Raw genomic sequence first — 18,395 nt, 5'->3', positions numbered from 1 at the left:
TTTTCTCTGCTCGTATTTTGAAACGAGCAAATCAAGCCATCTCCCTGTGCTTACTACGAATACGTCCTGTGTCGCTTTGCGACCCATGACGTATTCTAGGTAATGCTCGGGAGATAACCGGCTTGATTTGCTCTCTACTTAATAAACATTGCATCTCCAAAACTAAAGAAACGATACTTCTCTTCAATAGCATGTTCATATGCATTTAAAATATTTTCACGACCGGTAAAGGCTGCTACTAACATTACTAAGGTTGACTTTGGTAAATGGAAGTTTGTGATAAATTCATCGACTACTTTCCATTCATAACCTGGTTTGATAAAGATATCTGTCCAACCGCTATCTGGTTTGATTTCACCATCAAACTTAGTTCCGATCGTCTCCAATGTACGGATCGAGGTTGTTCCTGTTGCTACTATCTTTCCACCATTTTTACGAACTTCATTCAATGTTTTGGCTGATTCTTCGTCTAAACGATAAAATTCTGAATGCATTACGTGCTTACTGATGTCTGATTCTGTGACTGGTCTAAAAGTTCCCAAACCAACGTGTAAGGTTAAATATACTAACTTAATACCTTTTTCTTGAACTTTTTCTAGCAGATCTTTTGTCCAATGCAAGCCAGCTGTTGGTGCTGCTGCTGAACCATTTTCTTTAGCATAAACGGTCTGATAACGATCAGGATCGTCTAGCTTTTCTTTAATATATGGAGGTAAAGGCATTTCTCCTAATTTCTCCAAAATTTCTAGAAAAATTCCTTCATAATTAAATTCAATAATTTTGCCACCATGTTCTAATTCCTCTAAGACAGTAGCTTCTAGTTGACCGTCACCAAATTGAACTTTAGTACCGACTTTGGCACGACGGGCTGGTTTCATCAAAACTTCCCACTTGTCGCCCTCAATATTGTTCAAAAGCAATACTTCTTCATGACCATCAGTGTCTTCTTTTGTTCCGTATAATCTAGCGGGTAAGACACGAGAATTATTCATAACCAGAGCATCCCCTGGATTTAGATAGTCTAAAATGTCATAAAAATGCTTATCTTCATACTTGCCTGTTTCATGATCCAAAACTAATAAACGTGAGTGGTCACGATCCTTAATTGGTGTTTGTGCAATTAGTTCTTCTGGCAAATTGTAGTCAAAATCCTCAGTTGTTAGTGTCATTCTTAATTCTCCTTAATCGTTCTTCTTATCAGGATACGTATAGCCAAGATGTTCGTAGCCTTTACGAGTTACGATTCGTCCTCTAGCAGTCCGTTTCAAAAATCCCTTTTGCATTAAATATGGTTCATATACCGATTCAATTGTTTCTTGATCCTCACCAATATTAGCAGCTATAACTTTAATTCCAAGTGGTCCGCCGTTATATAATTCGATCATCATAGATAAAATTTTTCTATCTAATCGATCAAGTCCAGCATCATCGACTTGTAACTGGTTTAAAGCTGATTCAGCGATATCATAATCTATCATATCTTTGCCTGCAACTTGTGCAAAGTCACGGACACGTTTTAGTAAACGGTTGGCAATTCTAGGCGTTCCACGAGATCTTCTAGCGATTTCATGAGCACCTTCCTCATCAACATTGATATTCAAAACATTTGCTGATCTAAAAACAATCTTTGATAACTCAGCTTCTGAATAATACTCCATATGCTCGACAATTCCAAATCTATCTCGCAATGGTGCTGATAACTTACCAGCCGTAGTAGTTGCTCCTATCAAAGTATAAGGAACTAACTCATGGTGAAGTGAACGTGCTTCTGTTCCTTGTCCAACAATAATATCAATATAAAAATCTTCCATAGCTGAATAGAGAACTTCTTCTACTGAACGTGGCATACGATGAATTTCATCAATAAAAAGCACATCCCCTGGTGAAAGTTCATCTAAAACTGCAACGAGATCTCCTGATTTTTCAATCGACGGACCAGTTGTAGTATGAATATTTACACCCATCTCATTAGCAATGATCATCGCTAACGTTGTTTTACCTAACCCTGGAGGTCCGTAAAGTAAAACGTGATCAAGTGTTTGTTGTCTTTGTTTAGCTGCCTTAATGTAAACATCTAATTCTTTTTTGGCTTTTTCTTGACCTAAGTATTGGTCAAAAGTGGTTGGACGTAATGTTTGTTCAACAATATCTTCAATGTCATCTAATGAATCAGCATCGGTTAAACGATCATTTTCGTTATCATTATTATCCATTAATTATCCTCCCTTCTATTTTGTTAATAATTTTAATCCAGCTCTCAAATAAGCATCCGCTGAATCAAGTGTTTCTTTTTGTAGCTTAGGTTTTATTTTACTTATATCACGAGCAGTATAACCCAATGACTCTAAAGCTAACATCCCATCTTCTAGTTCCTTATTGCCAGAACTAAATGCTACCGGTTCTTCGCCTAAGGTCATTTGACCTTGAGTAGTAAACTTGCCACTTAGATCTAAAACAATTTGTTGAGCAGTTTTCTTACCTATTTTAGGAAATCTTGTCAAAAATTTCACGTCATTATTTTCAATTGCCGAAATAAGTCCCTTCAAATCTTGCCCTGCTAAAATTGCTAAGGCACTCTTAGGTCCAATTCCAGAAACACTGATCAAATTAAGAAAGATCCGTTTTTCATTTAAATCATAAAATCCATATAATGACTGCTCATTATCACGGACAATTTGTTCAACATAGATCTTAGTTTCTTCATCTTGTTGATAGCGATACGGATTAGCAACTTGAACCTTATATCCAACTCCACTAACATCAACCACTACATAGGCCGGATCGACTTCGGTAATTATTCCATTTAAGTATTCAAACATTATTATTCACTTTCTCTTGTGTCATGCGAGTCTTGAATTCGCTTAAACATTTTTTCTAAATCTCTATTACTAAATTCTATCAATACTGGTCTTCCATGTGGACAATTATATGGATTTTCTGCCTTAGATAAATTTTGCAACAAGAAAGCTGCTTGTTTATCATCCAAATGTTGATTAGCTTTTATCGCACGTTTACAACTCATCATGATGGCATTTTTCTCTCTAAAAGCAGCCACAGAAATCTTGGAATCATTTAACACATAATCGATCATTTCTCGAATCGTTGACTCCTCTTGACCGGCGACAAACCAAGTCGGATGGGTATTAACGACAAAACTATTTTGACCAAAGTCATCTAAATACAGACCAATACTTTCCAAAACAGGCTTTTTTTCACGGATCAAAATACTTTCAGAGTTTGGATAGTCCAAGACGATCGGCACTAACAATCGTTGCTGATCAGCCGCCACTTCACCAATTTTTTGACGATAATATTCATAATTGACTCGCTCTTGTGCCGCATGCTGATCAACTAAATAAAATCCTTCGGGACTTTCAGCCACCAGATAAGTTCCATGAATTTGTCCAATATAATGTAATTCTGGAAAAGAAGAATCTGAATCAGTTGGCTTTGTCTCTTCCTTTAATCGTTTATCCCAAGCACTTAAATGTTTTGGATCATCAAAAATTGGATGTGCTCTTAATTCGTCAATTGAAGTCTCATCGTTAACAATTGGTTTGGGATCAGGTTCACTAATATGATCAACCATTGATAAGTCGTCAAAACTTATTTGTTCTGGCTTTTCAACTTGATCAACGGTTGTTTTCCGCTCTAAATTCTTCACAGCATCGGGAATTAAATTCTTAGTTGAAAGCTTTTGTCTGATACCTTCACTTATAAGATCGCCAATGTGACCTTCATTAGTTAATCTAACTTCTTGTTTAGTAGGATGAACATTAATATCGACTAAACTTGGGTCTAGCGTAATATCGATCACAGCAATTGGAAAACGACCGATCATAAGTTTTGAACCATATCCTCTGATAACTGCATTGGCTAACTGATAATTTCTAATATAGCGACCATTTAAAATCAAAGAAATATACGATCGATTGGATCGAGTAGTGTCAGGTTTTGAAAAGAAACCTTTAATTTGATAATCAGCATCACTATTTTCAAAAGCGTACATATGACTAGCGATCGTTCGTCCATAAATCCCCGCTATTGTCTGTTGTAAATTATCATTACCAGAAGTCCATACTAAGTCCTTACCTTCGTGAATCAGTCTAAATGAAATTTCTGGATGTCCCATAGCTAAACGGTCTACAATATCAACGATTTTATTCAGCTCGGTATGAAGAGATTTAACGTATTTCAACCTTGCTGGAGTATTGAAAAATAAATCTTCAACTGTGATCGTAGTCCCTTTTGAACGTGCATGAGTCTCTTTTTTTAATAAACTATTTCCTGAAAATTCCGCTTTTACAGCTGATTTTCCGTCAACGCTTGTAACTACAGTTAGCTTTGAAACTGAAGCAATACTTGCTAAAGCCTCACCACGAAATCCTAAAGTTTTAACATTGAATAGATCATGATCCGTGGATATTTTACTAGTGGTATGAGGTTGAAAAGCGATTTCCACATCATCAGCGGCAATGCCTACACCATTATCATTAATTTCAATTGAGCGTAAACCAGATTGATGAACTGTGATCAAAACTTGTGTAGCTTTGGCATCAATAGCATTTTCCACTAATTCTTTCACAACAGATGCTGGACGTTCAATTACTTCACCTGCCGCGATTTGATTACTCAATTCCACTGGCAATTCATGAATCAACCCCAAATATTCCACCTTCTTTATTTAAGTTCTTTTTGCCATTTATATAATAAGTTAATAGCATCAATTGGCGTGACACTCATTAAATCTTGTTTTTGCAATTCATTAACAACTTTTTGTTCACCCTTATTAAGTTTTGCTTTAGGCTTTTGTTCTAATTCTGGGAACAGTGATAACTGTGATTCAGGTTCTGGTTCACTGATTTTAATTGATTTTGTTTCTTGTTCTACACTGTTCGTTGGTTCAACCTTGATTTCTTTAGGAGCGGTATCTTCTAGACTACTTAAAATTGTATCGGCACGTGTGAGGACCTCATTTGGTAAACCGGCCAATTTAGCGACATGGATACCATATGACTTATCTGCTGGACCTGGTAAAACTTTATGCAAGAAAACCAAAGTGCCATTTTCTTCAGAGGCATCCACGTGAACGTTTTTAACTCCTGGCAACTGTGATTCTAACTCTGTCAATTCATGATAGTGAGTTGAAAACATCGTCATGGCTTTAACATTTTTATCAATATATTCAATAATTGCTTGAGCGAGCGCCATTCCGTCATAAGTTGCCGTTCCACGACCTATTTCATCAAAGATTATCAAACTATTTTCAGTTGCATTTTTCAACGCGTCATTAGCTTCACGCATCTCAACCATGAAGGTACTATCACCAGAAATAAGATCATCGGCGGCACCAATTCTTGTAAAGATATGATCAAAGATCGGCAACTCTGCTTTTTCAGCTGGAACAAAACATCCCACTTGACCCATAATAACGGTTAGTGCCATCTGTCTCATGTAGGTACTCTTACCAGACATATTGGGCCCAGTTATTAACAAAATATCTGTATTACTATCAAAAGTAACGTCATTGGGAATATAACTGTTGTTACTTAAAACTTTTTCCACAACTGGATGGCGACCATTTACAATTTTCAGTTCATGACCTTTCGTAAAGGTTGGTTTTACATAATGATAAGTTTCACTGACTACTGCAAAACTTTGTAAAACATCGAGTTGTGACAAAATATTCGCTAAATTTTGGATTCTTCTAATCTGTTGTTTGATCTTAGTTCTAATTTCATCAAACAAATGATATTCCAGTGCTTGAGATTTTTCTTCGGCCTCAAGAATCAAGCTCTCTTTTTCTTTTAACTCGGGTGTGATATATCTTTCGGCATTAGTTAAGGTCTGCTTTCTTTGATAACGACCTTCGGGGACTTTATCGACATTGGATTTTGTGACTTCAATATAGTAACCAAAAACCTTATTGTAGCCAATCTTTAAATTACTGATCCCGGTTACTTCTTGTTCTTTGGCCCGCAGACTTGCCATCCACTGCTTACCATTTTTAGAAGCATCAATATATTTATCTAGTTGTTCATTGTAGCCTTGCTTGATCAATCCGCCACCAGTCACTGAAATCGGTGGTTCATCACTAATAGCTTTGTCGATCAATGAATAGACATCATTAACGTCGTCGATTTTTTCTACATATGAATCCAGATCATAATCACCAATATCCAACAAAATCTGTTTGATCATTGGCACTTGTTCTAATGAAGTCTTTAGTTGAACTAGATCACGTCCATTAACTGTTCCATAGGCAATTCGTCCTGCCAAACGTTCCAAGTCATATACTTTAGTTAAATAATCTTGAAATGATGAACGCTGGAAGTAATTTTGTAAAAAGACATCCACTATATGTTGTCTGTGTTCTAGTGTGTTTTGACTGATCAAAGGACGTGATAACCATTGTTTCAAAAGGCGACCACCCATGGCGGTTTTAGTTTCATCTAAAAGCCATAATAATGTTCCAGATTTTTTATTAGTTCGTAAATTCTTGAATAATTCCAAATTGCTTTGAGCTGTGTGATCCATGGACAAATAAGCGGTTGTTTCATAAGTTTCTGCCGGCTTTAAATGATCAAGAGATCTCATCTGTGTCTCAATTAAATATGATATAAGAATTTTTACGGTACTAACTTCTAAGTCATCAGAAATATTACTGAAATCATAATCAAAATTATTATCAATTTCTTCAATCGTTGAAATTAGTATGCCAATTTTTTGGATCGGTTCAAGGTATTTCTTAGATAAATCATTGAAGACGACACATTCTTTAGTATTAAGGTTTTGTAACTCGTTGATCAGATCAATTGAATTGTTAACCACAGTTACTTTGACTTCACCTGTTGATAAGTCTGCATATGCCAAACCAAACTGATCTTTAACATGACCAATAGCTGTAATATAGTTGTTTTCAGTTGCTTGATTGGCTGATTCATCCATGACCGTTCCTGGAGTAACCACACGAGTTATCCCTCGTTTGACCATTCCATCAGCATCTTGCGGATTCTCTAGTTGATCACAAATGGCTACTTTATAACCTTTATCAACTAAAATATCGATATAACTTTGTACAGCCTTATGAGGTACTCCACACATTGGAATACTGTCATCGGCTTTTTTATTACGTGACGTTAAAGTCAGTTCCAATATCTGCGAACCTTTTACAGCGTCATCATAAAACATTTCATAGAAATCTCCCACACGATAAAACAAAAAAGCATCCGGATATTCATCTTTCATATCAAGATACTGTTGCATCATAGGAGTCTCTTTAGTTTTTTGTGGCATCTATTTCCTCCACTAATTTAAAAATTTTTGATTGTCAGGATTAATTACATAATTTTTAATACTACGCGCATAGTTAGTTTGATCATTAATATCGATCACACAAAAGCCAATTTGCATACGACCATCTTCATCAACATCAAACTTAGTTGGACGTTGTGTTAAGAAACGTGTGATGATCGGTTCATCTTTAACCCCAAGGATTCCATCATATGAACCAGTCATACCAACATCAGTTAAATATGCTGTTTTCTTGTCAAATACCCGAGCATCATTGGTTTGAACATGAGTATGCGTACCCACAACGGCTGCAACACGACCCGTTAAATATTTAGCTGTCGCGATCTTTTCACTAGTTGTCTCGGCATGGAAATCAACGAACTTAACTGCATCTTTATCTAAAGTAGGCAGTAATTTGTCAAAAGCAAGAAATGGATTATCCAAAGGCTGCATCAAAGCTGTTCCTTGCATGTTAATGATATAAACTTTTTTCTGATTGACTTTTTTCTCAATTACACCACGTCCAGGAACATCATTACCAGAAAAATTGTATGGACGTAGAATACTCTTCTTAGGATCATCAATGAAATCTAGCACTTCACGTTTATCCCAAATATGATTACCACCAGATACGACGTCGGCACCGGCCACTTGGATCCTTTGGTAGTCCTCAACTTTGATTCCTTTACCACCATTAGCATTTTCACCATTAACGATCGTTAATTGTGGTTTAACCTTCTGCTTGATTTCTGGCAAATAAGTTTCCACAGATTTGAGACCGATCTTGCCAACGACATCCCCAACGAAAAGTATTTTCATTATATAAAATTCCCCCATCTTTACCTATGATATTGTATCAATATTGCTAAAATTTAAAAAGCCTTGAGGATTCTTATCCCCAAGACTTTTAATTAGTTTACGAGTGAAATATCAGATAGGACCGCAAATTCATTAGTTGAAACACGATAATAACTTATGTGATCAACTGTAATGATTCGATCAGTCCTCCATGTTGAACCCGGTGCTAAAGCACGATTAGAATTTTTTATCAATTGACCTTGATTGTTGTAAAGAACAACCGGTTTATCGCCCACTGCTTGAATTACTTCATTGATAGGTTTGTATAGATACACGTCACTGCTATTTACATATCCATCAGTTGATACACGATAATAAACTGTACCGTCAATATAACGCTCATTATCCGTTTGCCAAGATGTGCCTTCGTTTAAACTTGCAGAGATTTCATTACCATTAATATCATATAACTGTGCTGAATTAGAAGTTACAGTTACTCCGAAGTTATCAAGATCTAGGGTATTGGTAATACTGTTACCATTCTCATCTGTTATTGCATAATCACCATTATCTGTTGTATCAGAAGCTTGAACCGCCGTTGTCCCCATAGCTAAGGCAGATACAATTGCAATACCGCATAATAGACTTTTTTTCATAATGATTCCCTCCTAATATAACTCCATCCTAACACGTACCCCCAAATTTAAACACTTGTTTACAATATGTTTACATAAAAATTACAATAAACTTTTTGGATCAAAATCCTTTGAAAATTCTGCCAGATGAACCAAATTACGCAAGAAATCATGTGTTGAAGCTTCATAGTGATATTTCAAACCAAGATCATAGATATAGCCATTGATATAGTCAACTTCTGTTGGACGATTCTTATCCATATCTTGATACATTGATGGAAAATGCAGCGGCATTGCTGTAGTACTAGCATATTTTATTGCCTGCCATTCTTGTTCTCTAGTATTCAAAAGAGTAATTCCAGCTCGCTCACAAACATCAAAAGCTTCATCAATTAACTGTTTGCTTAATTTTTCAGCGGTTGGCGCCTGAATGAATTCACCCATCTTGATACCAAACATTGTACAGAGTGTATTGCAGACTGAATTTAAGATAACTTTTGCCATTAAAGTACCTTGAAAATTAGTTGTCAATTTAGGATTCAAATTTGCTTTAGAAAATTCTTCGACGATCTTTTTAGTCATTTCATCTGGTTTTTCATTCTGATTAACAACATTCATACTACCAGCTCCAGATGCACCCATAAAATCAACATCTCCAGGTCCATTTAAAACAGTCGCTATCATGGCAGTTCCGCTGATAACTTTATTAGAATCAAAATATTGGTTTAATTTTTCAATATGACCCATACCATTCATAGCAGTAACGACATATTGTTTGTCATTAAATAAATGCTGACTACGTTTTAAGGCATCTGCCAACTGCATCTGCTTAGTAAATACGATCCAAACATCTGGATCTCCTTGATAATCTTCTGGAGACGAAATATTAATTGGCACTAGATGTTTATTGGCACCGTCTCTTGATACAAAGACCCCATTTTGTTGTTTGACAGCTGCAATCTGCTTGTCCCAAATATCAACAAAATCAACCTCAAAACCGGCTTCTTGTAATAGAATTCCGTATCTTAATCCCATTGCACCTGCACCTAATACTGTATATTTCATAAATAATTACCTCCATTGACGTGTTTACAGTATTATTAGATACTTTCTAATTAATGTCAATAGTTGTTAATATTTAGCAAATATAATCTATAATGACAACTTCCTAAAATTAAAATAAGTTTAGTAAAAAAATTGCAATAACGGGAACAAATAGTGAAGGCAATAAATTTAAGACACTAATTTTTTTGATCTCTAATAATCCTAATCCCGATGCTAAAATCAAAATTCCCCCAACGATAGTTAATTCATTGATCATATTATTATTTAATGCGCTTTGAAAAAATAAAGCGATCATATAAATACTTCCCTGCCACAATAAAACTGCAACTGCAGCAAAGGCGATCCCTAAACCAAAAGTTGATGCCAAAACGATCGAGGTTATACCGTCCAGCATCCCATTAGTAAACAAAAACGTATAGTCATGTTTTAAGGCAGCTTCGATCGGTCCTAAAATTGACAGCGAACCAATACAATATAATAAAATAGCTGTTGCTAAACCTTCAGCTAAGTTACCTCCTGAAAATTTTCCAACTAATTTGTCAAAACGAGATTGCAGATCGATCCACTGTCCAAATAAACCGCCAATCGCTAAACTGACGATAAATAATACTGGATAATGACTCTTTGACATATGCTGAACTACTGCATTGATTCCGATCACCATCGCCGCTAAGCCAAGTCCTTGCGTTAAGATATTCTGAAACTCAGGCTTCATTCCTTTATGCAAAAACCTGCCAATAATACTTCCTATTAAAATCATTGATACGTTAAAAATCGTTCCAATCATATTTATGCCCCCTATGTAAATATGACTAATATAAACTCTCATGTTACTAGAGGGTCAATAAAAATTTAAAAAAACTGCATTACTAATACTACTAAAATTGGAATAATCAATGACGGTAATAAATTGACAACATTGATTTTCTTAATTTCCAATAAACCAAGTCCTGAAGCAATAATTAAAATTCCCCCAACAATTGTTAATTCTGTGATCATATCGTTGTTGATTGAATTTTGTAATAATAAAGCGATCCCGTAAATACTCCCTTGCCAAACAAATACGGCTATGGCAGAAAAAGCGATTCCGATCCCAAAAGTCGATGCCAAGACAACGGAAGTGATTCCATCTAAAATGCCATTAGTTAATAAAAATGTCATATCATGTTCAAGTGCCTCTTGAATTGGACCGAGTATCGATAATGAACCAATACAATAAAGTAAAATAGCTGTCGCTAACCCTTCAGCCAAGTTGCCTTTTGAAAATTTCCCCACAAAATCATCAAACCGTTTTTGTAAATTGATCCACTCTCCAATCACTCCACCAACTGACAAACTGACGATAAATAAAACTGGGTAATGACTTTTGGGCATATACTCAACGATTGCATTGATCCCGACTGCTAATGCTGATAACCCCAAACCATGTGTAAGTATTCGCTGATATTCTAGCTTGATTCCATTATGGAATAATTTACCTAAAATACTGCCCCCAATAATCATTACCACATTAAATAATGTCCCGATCATTATTTCTCTCCTTATATGTAAGCGATTACAATGTAAATATAAACTATCTAGTAACTAGAGGGTCAATAATGTTTGGTAACTATCTTACCGGAAGTCTTATTTCAGTAACATATTTATCAAAATCATTCGTAATACCGTAATCGATCAAAGTAATCTCAATTGCATCATCAATAATCGTCAGCAGATGTTCCTGACAATAAGCTATAAGCTGACGATAAGATTCTGCTGAATCTTCATGTGTACCATGAAATCTAATTCTTAAATATGAGCCTTGGGGCAAAAATGAAGTAGCTTCTCTCTCATCACCAGATTCTAAAATCATTAGAATGCCACTATATTGATCAAATTTATTATTCAAAATATTTTGTTTACTTATTGATAAGGCAATTTTTCCCAAAAAAATAGCTTGATCCAATCCGTATTTTCTCCGCAGTGCTGTCAAAGGAACCTCAATATCTTCACCTAATTGATAGTCACTTCTTAGATAGACAATGGGAGTTTCTGGTAAATTTAAGTATTCTATTTTACCTAAAACAGAATTTTTGGCATCTCTAACTTGTTTTAGTCTGGATGTTATCCGACCATTCACAGCCTGCAAAGTTTTCATCTGTTGTTCTACTTGAGATTTTTGTTTTTCTAACAAGTTCTCTAAAGTTGAAATATCACGTGCATCAAAAAAGTTCTTAATATCATTAATTGGAATATCAAGTGCACGTAAGTATTTAATGACGTTTAATCGTTCAAATTCTTCAGTAGAGTAGTATCTATAATGAGATTCCGGATCAACTTTAGCTGGTTTCAAAATACCAACATCATCGTAATAGCGTAGTGTTGGTATTTTAATATCATATAATTTAGATAATTGTCCGATAGTAAATAATTGATCCATAAATATAACCTCAAGCATTTTATTTCATCTTAACATAAAAAATAACCATCCCTAGTTGGTATAGGGATGGTTATTAATTGTCTAATTAATGGTTTATTTTTGAAACTTAGTTTTATTTCATTGAAGCGAAATGATTTTACATCATACCGCCCATACCAGGTGCGCCAGCACCGGCACCAGCTGCTGGTGCAGCAGGTGCATTCTTATCAGGTTTGTCAGCAACGACGGCTTCTGTTGTCAACAATAGAGCAGCAACACTGGCAGCATTTTGCAATGCAGAACGTGAAACCTTAGTTGGGTCGATGATTCCGGCTTCAACCATGTTTTCCCACTTGTCAGTTGCAGCATTGTAACCTACTTCAGGCTTTTCACCCTTCATATGTTCAACAATAACTGAACCTTCAAGACCAGCATTTTCAGCGATTTGACGAACTGGTTCTTCAAGAGCTCTAACAACGATGTTGATACCTGTTTGAACATCGCCTTCACCCTTAACAGCCTTAACTGAATCGATGATATCTAGGAATGCTGTACCACCACCAGCAACATAGCCTTCTTCAACGGCAGCACGTGTGGCATTTAGAGCATCTTCAATTCTATATTTACGTTCTTTTAATTCTGTTTCAGTAGCGGCACCGACTTTAACAACGGCAACACCACCAGCAAGTTTAGCAAGACGTTCTTGCAACTTCTCACGGTCAAAATCAGATGTTGATTCAGCAATTTGTTTCTTGATCGTATCAACACGTTCGCTGATGGCATCCTTATCGCCAGAACCTTCGACGATTGTTGTGTTATCCTTTGTAACTGTAACCTTACCAGCTTGACCTAATTGATCCATTGTTGTGTCTTTTAGTTCAAGTCCAAGATCAGAAGTAATAACTTTAGCACCTGTTAATGTAGCGATATCTTGTAATTGTTCCTTACGACGATCACCAAAACCAGGAGCCTTAACAGCAACAACATTGAATGTTCCACGGATCTTGTTCAAAACAAGTGTTGGTAGAGCTTCACCATCAATATCGTCAGCAATGATCAACAATGCTTTACCTTGTTGAACAATTTGTTGTAGTAATGGCAAAATGTCTTGGATATTTGAGATCTTCTTATCAGTTACTAAGATGTATGGGTTATCAAGATCAGCTTCCATCTTATCGTTATCAGTAACCATGTATTGTGAAATATATCCACGATCGAATTGCATACCTTCAACAACATCAAGTGTTGTATCAATACCCTTTGATTCTTCGATCGTGATAACACCATCGTTACCAACTTTTTCCATAGCGTCGGCAATCAACTTACCTGTTTCTTCACTAGCTGAAGAAACTGATGCTACTTGGGCAATATCTGATTTACCAGAAACTTTATGTGATACCTTGTGTAATTCATCCACAGCTGCTTTAGTAGCCTTCTCAATACCTGTTCTAATTCCGACAGGGTTGGCACCAGCAGTAACGTTCTTCATACCTTCTTTGATGATTGCTTGGGCTAATACAGTAGCTGTAGTAGTACCATCACCGGCAATATCATTTGTCTTTGAAGCAACTTCAGAAACAAGTTTAGCACCCATGTTTTCAAAGTGATCTTCTAATTCAATACTCTTAGCAATAGTAACACCATCATTTGTGATCTCTGGTGAACCGTAACTCTTTTCTAGAACAACATTTCTACCCTTAGGTCCGATAGTTGTTTTAACTGTGTCAGCAAGCTTGTTAACACCGTCCAACATCTTTGAACGTGCATCTTCTGAAAATTTAATTTCTTTAGCCATTATTCACACTCCAATTATCATTTAAAATTCTTTATAATATTTATTTATTCAACGATTGCCATGACATCTTTTTCATGAAGGATTAAATATTCATTGTCATCATATTTAACGTTTGAACCAGCATACTTATCAAAGAGAATCTTGTCGCCAACTTTAATACTCATTGGTAACTTCTTTCCATCTTCTGTTACGGCTCCTGCACCTACGGCAACTACTTCTGCTGTTTGTGGCTTTTCCTTAGCGTTGTTAGCTAAAACAATGCCGCCAACTGTCTTCTCTTCTTCTTTATCGACTGTTACAATAACTCTGTCTCCAAGTGGTTTTAACAATTTGAATCCCTCCGATGATTAAAATTTTTAACTTTAGCACTCGATCTCTTCTTGTGCTAATCACATGTTTAATATTAACATTTTCTTGTAAACATGCAAGTATTTACATTCAAAAAAATTAAGGAGAACATATGACTTATTTCAAAAATCAATTTTCAACACTCTTGATTTATATACTGTTACTTTTTACAGGATCGGTCCTAACACTGCTTAAAGTAACCGGTTCCAGCTATTTCATCATCCTCACGATTGCGGCGATCGTGGCAACAATTTTAATGGTTTACTTAACACAAAAAAGTTCACCAAATATTATCGAGAAAAAAACTGAAACTTCAGATAAACTCAAATGGATCATAATTGGAACACTTGGCGCTTTGGCTATTCAAATAGTTATCAGTCTGCTTGAAATGGCTCTAAATAAAAATGTCTCATCGGCAAATACCACCCAACTATTAACTTTAGTAAGTGCTTATCCATATTATTTTATTTACGTACTGATCTGCGCACCTATCATGGAAGAAATAGTTTTTAGAAGACTATTCTTTTCAAATTTGATCAGTCTAACTAATGTCTATGGGGCAGCAATCATCTCGGCTGCATTCTTTGCTTTTATGCACCAAGATACTCGCTTTATTATTTACGTCGGTATGGGATTATGGTTTGCCTTTATCTATTACAAATCAAAAAACATCTATGTCAGTGCTGCTAGTCATTTAATTATGAATACTATCGTTGTTATTGCCAGTTTTTTTAGTTAGATATTTCAAAATATGCAGCATAAACGTGGGACAAAACATAGCTTTTTCCGTTTAAAATAAAAGAGCCTACTGATCCAAAATCTGGATCAATAGGCTCTTTTATTTTAATACTCGAAAGTTGAACATGTTTTGTCCCACTCTCTAATCTCCACGTTTATAATTAGCAACATAATTTTTCCGTTTTTCATCGTCGAACTCATTTTCACTCTTAGCAATGATAATTGTTGCAAGTGAATTACCAACAACGTTAACGGCAGTACGTCCCATATCAACCAAACGGTCGATACCGGCGATAAATGTCAATCCTTGCATTGGTACACCGATCGTTGAAACCGTTGCTAGTAAAACAACGAATGAAGCTCCTGGTACACCGGCCATACCCTTAGATGTCAGCATCAAGACAACCACTAAAGTGATCTGTTGACCAATTGACAAGTTAATGTGATATGCCTGAGCCAAGAATAAGGCAGCTAATGATTGATAAATGGCAGAACCATCGAGGTTAAATGTATATCCAGTTGGGATAACAAACGAGACGATTCCTTTAGTTGCCCCATAATCTTGCATCTTTTCCATCATTTTAGGCAAAGCTGCTTCTGAACTAGCGGTCGTGAAAGCAAGAACAAATTCATTTTCAATAATTCTAAATAATTCAAAGAAGTTTACATGAAAAATTCTACCTACAAAATACATAACAACGAAAACAAAGAAAGCCATCGTTGCGTATGCGATCAAGATAAATAGTGCCAAAGGCTTTAATGATTCAAAGCCCATCTCTCCAACAGTTACACCGATCAAGGCACAGACACCAATTGGAGCTGTACGCATGACCCAGTTAGTTACTTTAAACATTACGTTAGCAACAGCATTTAGTAGATCAGTAATAATTTTACCTTGTTTACCTAATGAAGCTGTACCAAGTCCAAAGAGAACTGAGAAGAAAATAACTGGTAGCATGTCACCTTTACCCATTGCAGCAAAGATATTAGTAGGAATGATCCCCATCAATACTGACCAAATACCTGAATGTTTAGCACTTGAAGCGGAGGCTGTGTATTGTGAAATACTTGAACCTTTTAGATCATTGATATTGATATATGTACCAGGATGCGTGATATTAGCAACCAAGATACCAATAATAATAGCTAGAGTCGTCATAACTTCAAAATAAATCAAAGTTTTTAATCCAATACGCCCCAGTTTCCTAATATCACCCATGTTGGCAATACCAACTGTCAAACACGAAATAACGATCGGCAAAACAATCATTTGGATCAATGAAATAAACATTGTACCAATATTTTGCATTATTTGTATGGCTGCCTTATTGTGATAAAAAATCTGTCCTAAAACTATACCTAGAACCAGACCAATAATAATTTGCCAGCCTAAACTAAGCCGAAAAAACTTTTGCTTTTGCAATTTAGAAGCCCCCTTAAAGCGTCGAGTTATATTATAGCAGATTATTTCTAATCAAATTAAATTTTTTTAATAGATTTTGAGAATTTTTTAAAGGATTCCTCAAAATACTGATTTTTATCAGTAAATAAATTATGACCAGAATCATTCAATACAGAAATTTGAATTTCATTATCTGGGTCAAGTAAGGTCAATTGATCCCTGTAACCAACTATTTGATCATTTTTGCCTAGCAAAATCATGACGTCAGTCTTATTATGGGCTAAATCCGCTACTAACTCCTTTTCAAACGAGAAACTGTAATTATGACTAGCTTTGATCTGATTCCAAAATTCAATATTATATTTCTTCAATCCAGGTAAAATTGCTCTTTGGTAATTCTGCCACGATTTTTGATTGATCAAAACATCCATCTTTAAAAATTTCTGATAGTTTGGATCATCAGTATTCAATTCTTCTTGAATAATATTTTTATGTTTGCTTATATCACGGTTTTCTTTGTTCGCATGAATAACTGGACAGGTTATAAAAGCAGCCTTGATCTTAGATCCAAGTTCCTTTAACAAACCTAAACAAATATAACCACCATATGAATGACCACAAATGGCAATTTTTTGATCACCAGTAATTTGTTCGATGAATTCAATTACCAAATTTAAAACATCATCGGAATTATGTACCGAAGAAATATCTTGTGAATTACCCATACCGGGTAAATCTAAGTAAATCCTTTTGATTCCCATAGACATAACTGGTTCATAATTTTCGATCATTCCGGTTGAATCCTGACTCATACCATGAAAAAAGTATACTGGAAAACCAGTTCCAACGATTTCATAACTTAGTTCAGTATTATTTATTGCAATTTTCATATTTTTGCTTCCTAACAAAAAAATGAGGTTGGAATTATTATCCCAATCTCATAACGATTTATTTTTCACCAGATTCAGAGGCAATTATATCAAGACTTCCATCGACTGTCCATTCCTTAATTGTTGCAGGAACAATCAAATGAACACCCTTTTTCAAGTCATAATCTTTACCATCAACAGAAATTTTACCACTTCCATCAATAACTGAAATCAAAGTGTATTTACCAATATTATGTTTTAAGGTTGCTGGTTCTTTAATTTCCCAACGATAAACAGAGAAATATGGTGAAATAGGTGGTTGAACAAAGGTTGTAAACTTATTTTTACCATCTATTTGTGTTTGAATATCCAGCTTAGGATCTTTGTGTGGGACGGTGATCGTATCTTCTGATTGTTGAATATGCAATTCACGCTTTTTACCAGTGCTCTTTTCAACACGATCATAATCATAAAGACGATATGTCGTATCACTGCTTTGTTGTGTTTCTAATGCCATGATACCCTTATTCAGAGCATGAACGGTCCCACTTGGGACATAGAAGAAATCACCAGTCTTAACAGGGACTTTTCTTAATAGATCATCCCAGTCTCCAGATTCGATCATTTGATCTAATTCTTGCTTATTTTTAGCATTATGACCATAAATCAAGTATGAACCTGGTTCAGCGTCGATAATATACCAGCATTCAGTTTTACCTAGTTCATGTTCATGCTTCCAAGCATATTCATTGTCAGGATGGACTTGAACTGAAAGGCTTGCTTCTGCGTCCAATATTTTAGTCAGCAGTGGAAATACTTTTCCTTCTGGATGACCGAATAACTCACTATGATTTTTCCATAGATCATCAATATACTGTCCTGCAAATTCTCCATTTTCAACTTCTGAACGACCATGGGGATGGCCAGAAATTGCCCAGCACTCTCCAATATCACCTGCAGGTAAATCGTAATTGAATCTTTCTAACTTACGACCTCCCCACATTTTTTCATGAAAGACAGGTTTTAAAAATAATGGTTCCACGTTTGAATCCCC

Annotated in this window: 17 protein-coding genes; 1 reads left to right on the top strand and 16 read right to left on the bottom strand. The window is 35.6% G+C overall.

Translation table 11 applies throughout. The features are described 5' to 3' along the window. Window positions 1-134: 134 nt before the first annotated feature. From queA to groES, 13 genes are all read right to left on the bottom strand, one after another. Complete coding sequence (gene queA / locus EKM77_RS09340; protein ID WP_125593791.1) at window positions 135-1,169, bottom strand: tRNA preQ1(34) S-adenosylmethionine ribosyltransferase-isomerase QueA; 1,035 nt, start codon at window positions 1,167-1,169, stop codon at window positions 135-137. 12 nt (window positions 1,170-1,181) lie between these two features. Next, window positions 1,182-2,213 (bottom strand): Holliday junction branch migration DNA helicase RuvB, encoded by a 1,032-nt coding sequence (ruvB, locus tag EKM77_RS09335; RefSeq protein WP_125593790.1) that lies wholly within the window; start codon window positions 2,211-2,213, stop codon window positions 1,182-1,184. Between the two features lie 15 nt (window positions 2,214-2,228). Then, window positions 2,229-2,819 (bottom strand): Holliday junction branch migration protein RuvA, encoded by a 591-nt coding sequence (gene ruvA / locus EKM77_RS09330; RefSeq protein WP_125593789.1) that lies wholly within the window; start codon window positions 2,817-2,819, stop codon window positions 2,229-2,231. Between the two features lie 2 nt (window positions 2,820-2,821). Beyond that, complete coding sequence (gene mutL, locus EKM77_RS09325; RefSeq protein WP_125593788.1) at window positions 2,822-4,666, bottom strand: DNA mismatch repair endonuclease MutL; 1,845 nt, start codon at window positions 4,664-4,666, stop codon at window positions 2,822-2,824. A 14-nt stretch (window positions 4,667-4,680) separates the two neighbouring features. Next, window positions 4,681-7,296, bottom strand: a complete 2,616-nt coding sequence (gene mutS, locus EKM77_RS09320) for a DNA mismatch repair protein MutS (protein ID WP_125593787.1) — start codon at window positions 7,294-7,296, stop codon at window positions 4,681-4,683. Window positions 7,297-7,308: 12 nt separating this feature from the next. Continuing rightward, window positions 7,309-8,112 carry a TIGR00282 family metallophosphoesterase gene (locus EKM77_RS09315; RefSeq protein WP_125593786.1) on the bottom strand — a complete coding sequence of 268 codons (804 nt, stop codon included), beginning with the start codon at window positions 8,110-8,112 and terminating at the stop codon, window positions 7,309-7,311. Between the two features lie 92 nt (window positions 8,113-8,204). Continuing rightward, window positions 8,205-8,747, bottom strand: coding sequence for an SLAP domain-containing protein (locus EKM77_RS09310; RefSeq protein ID WP_125593785.1), 543 nt, complete (start codon window positions 8,745-8,747; stop codon window positions 8,205-8,207). Window positions 8,748-8,828: 81 nt separating this feature from the next. Further along, complete coding sequence (locus EKM77_RS09305; RefSeq protein WP_125593784.1) at window positions 8,829-9,791, bottom strand: ketopantoate reductase family protein; 963 nt, start codon at window positions 9,789-9,791, stop codon at window positions 8,829-8,831. A gap of 109 nt (window positions 9,792-9,900) precedes the next feature. Beyond that, window positions 9,901-10,578: a DUF554 domain-containing protein gene (locus EKM77_RS09300; protein WP_125593783.1), complete on the bottom strand. Its 678-nt coding sequence runs from the start codon at window positions 10,576-10,578 to the stop codon at window positions 9,901-9,903. A gap of 65 nt (window positions 10,579-10,643) precedes the next feature. Continuing rightward, window positions 10,644-11,321: a DUF554 domain-containing protein gene (locus EKM77_RS09295; RefSeq protein WP_125593782.1), complete on the bottom strand. Its 678-nt coding sequence runs from the start codon at window positions 11,319-11,321 to the stop codon at window positions 10,644-10,646. Between the two features lie 79 nt (window positions 11,322-11,400). Then, a complete protein-coding gene (locus EKM77_RS09290) occupies window positions 11,401-12,210 on the bottom strand; it encodes a MerR family transcriptional regulator (protein WP_164507760.1) in 810 nt (269 codons plus the stop codon). 136 nt (window positions 12,211-12,346) lie between these two features. Continuing rightward, window positions 12,347-13,984 carry a chaperonin GroEL gene (gene groL / locus EKM77_RS09285; RefSeq protein ID WP_125593780.1) on the bottom strand — a complete coding sequence of 546 codons (1,638 nt, stop codon included), beginning with the start codon at window positions 13,982-13,984 and terminating at the stop codon, window positions 12,347-12,349. 44 nt (window positions 13,985-14,028) lie between these two features. Next, window positions 14,029-14,313, bottom strand: a complete 285-nt coding sequence (groES, locus tag EKM77_RS09280) for a co-chaperone GroES (protein ID WP_125593779.1) — start codon at window positions 14,311-14,313, stop codon at window positions 14,029-14,031. Between the two features lie 131 nt (window positions 14,314-14,444). Between groES and EKM77_RS09275 the strand changes: the two genes are divergently transcribed. Beyond that, a complete protein-coding gene (locus EKM77_RS09275) occupies window positions 14,445-15,071 on the top strand; it encodes a CPBP family intramembrane glutamic endopeptidase (protein ID WP_225425219.1) in 627 nt (208 codons plus the stop codon). Between the two features lie 141 nt (window positions 15,072-15,212). Here the strand turns inward: EKM77_RS09275 and EKM77_RS09270 are convergent, their stop codons facing one another. From EKM77_RS09270 to manA, 3 genes are read right to left on the bottom strand one after another with little or no spacing between them, the layout of a single operon-like run. After that, window positions 15,213-16,493 carry a cation:dicarboxylate symporter family transporter gene (locus EKM77_RS09270; protein WP_125593778.1) on the bottom strand — a complete coding sequence of 427 codons (1,281 nt, stop codon included), beginning with the start codon at window positions 16,491-16,493 and terminating at the stop codon, window positions 15,213-15,215. 56 nt (window positions 16,494-16,549) lie between these two features. Then, window positions 16,550-17,362 carry an alpha/beta fold hydrolase gene (locus EKM77_RS09265; protein WP_125593777.1) on the bottom strand — a complete coding sequence of 271 codons (813 nt, stop codon included), beginning with the start codon at window positions 17,360-17,362 and terminating at the stop codon, window positions 16,550-16,552. 58 nt (window positions 17,363-17,420) lie between these two features. Next, entirely contained in the window at window positions 17,421-18,383 is a 963-nt protein-coding gene (manA, locus tag EKM77_RS09260) for a mannose-6-phosphate isomerase, class I (RefSeq protein ID WP_125593776.1), read from the bottom strand. Between the last annotated feature and the right edge of the window lie 12 nt (window positions 18,384-18,395).

Origin of the sequence: Companilactobacillus baiquanensis, assembly GCF_003946605.1 — a bacterium.
GTDB lineage: Bacteria > Bacillota > Bacilli > Lactobacillales > Lactobacillaceae > Companilactobacillus > Companilactobacillus baiquanensis.
This window is presented reverse-complemented; position numbering and strand designations above follow the sequence as displayed.

What these genes read in the sequence shown, in the direction of transcription:
- groL (WP_125593780.1), bottom strand. Translation starts at nt 13,984, where the DNA reads ATGGCTAAAGAAATTAAATTTTCAGAAGATGCACGTTCAAAGATGTTG.
- ruvA (WP_125593789.1), bottom strand. Translation starts at nt 2,819, where the DNA reads ATGTTTGAATACTTAAATGGAATAATTACCGAAGTCGATCCGGCCTAT.
- EKM77_RS09275 (WP_225425219.1), top strand. Translation starts at nt 14,445, where the DNA reads ATGACTTATTTCAAAAATCAATTTTCAACACTCTTGATTTATATACTG.
- queA (WP_125593791.1), bottom strand. Translation starts at nt 1,169, where the DNA reads ATGACACTAACAACTGAGGATTTTGACTACAATTTGCCAGAAGAACTA.
- EKM77_RS09300 (WP_125593783.1), bottom strand. Translation starts at nt 10,578, where the DNA reads ATGATTGGAACGATTTTTAACGTATCAATGATTTTAATAGGAAGTATT.
- EKM77_RS09290 (WP_164507760.1), bottom strand. Translation starts at nt 12,210, where the DNA reads ATGGATCAATTATTTACTATCGGACAATTATCTAAATTATATGATATT.
- ruvB (WP_125593790.1), bottom strand. Translation starts at nt 2,213, where the DNA reads ATGGATAATAATGATAACGAAAATGATCGTTTAACCGATGCTGATTCA.
- EKM77_RS09315 (WP_125593786.1), bottom strand. Translation starts at nt 8,112, where the DNA reads ATGAAAATACTTTTCGTTGGGGATGTCGTTGGCAAGATCGGTCTCAAA.
- EKM77_RS09310 (WP_125593785.1), bottom strand. Translation starts at nt 8,747, where the DNA reads ATGAAAAAAAGTCTATTATGCGGTATTGCAATTGTATCTGCCTTAGCT.
- EKM77_RS09305 (WP_125593784.1), bottom strand. Translation starts at nt 9,791, where the DNA reads ATGAAATATACAGTATTAGGTGCAGGTGCAATGGGATTAAGATACGGA.
- EKM77_RS09265 (WP_125593777.1), bottom strand. Translation starts at nt 17,362, where the DNA reads ATGAAAATTGCAATAAATAATACTGAACTAAGTTATGAAATCGTTGGA.
- mutS (WP_125593787.1), bottom strand. Translation starts at nt 7,296, where the DNA reads ATGCCACAAAAAACTAAAGAGACTCCTATGATGCAACAGTATCTTGAT.
- EKM77_RS09295 (WP_125593782.1), bottom strand. Translation starts at nt 11,321, where the DNA reads ATGATCGGGACATTATTTAATGTGGTAATGATTATTGGGGGCAGTATT.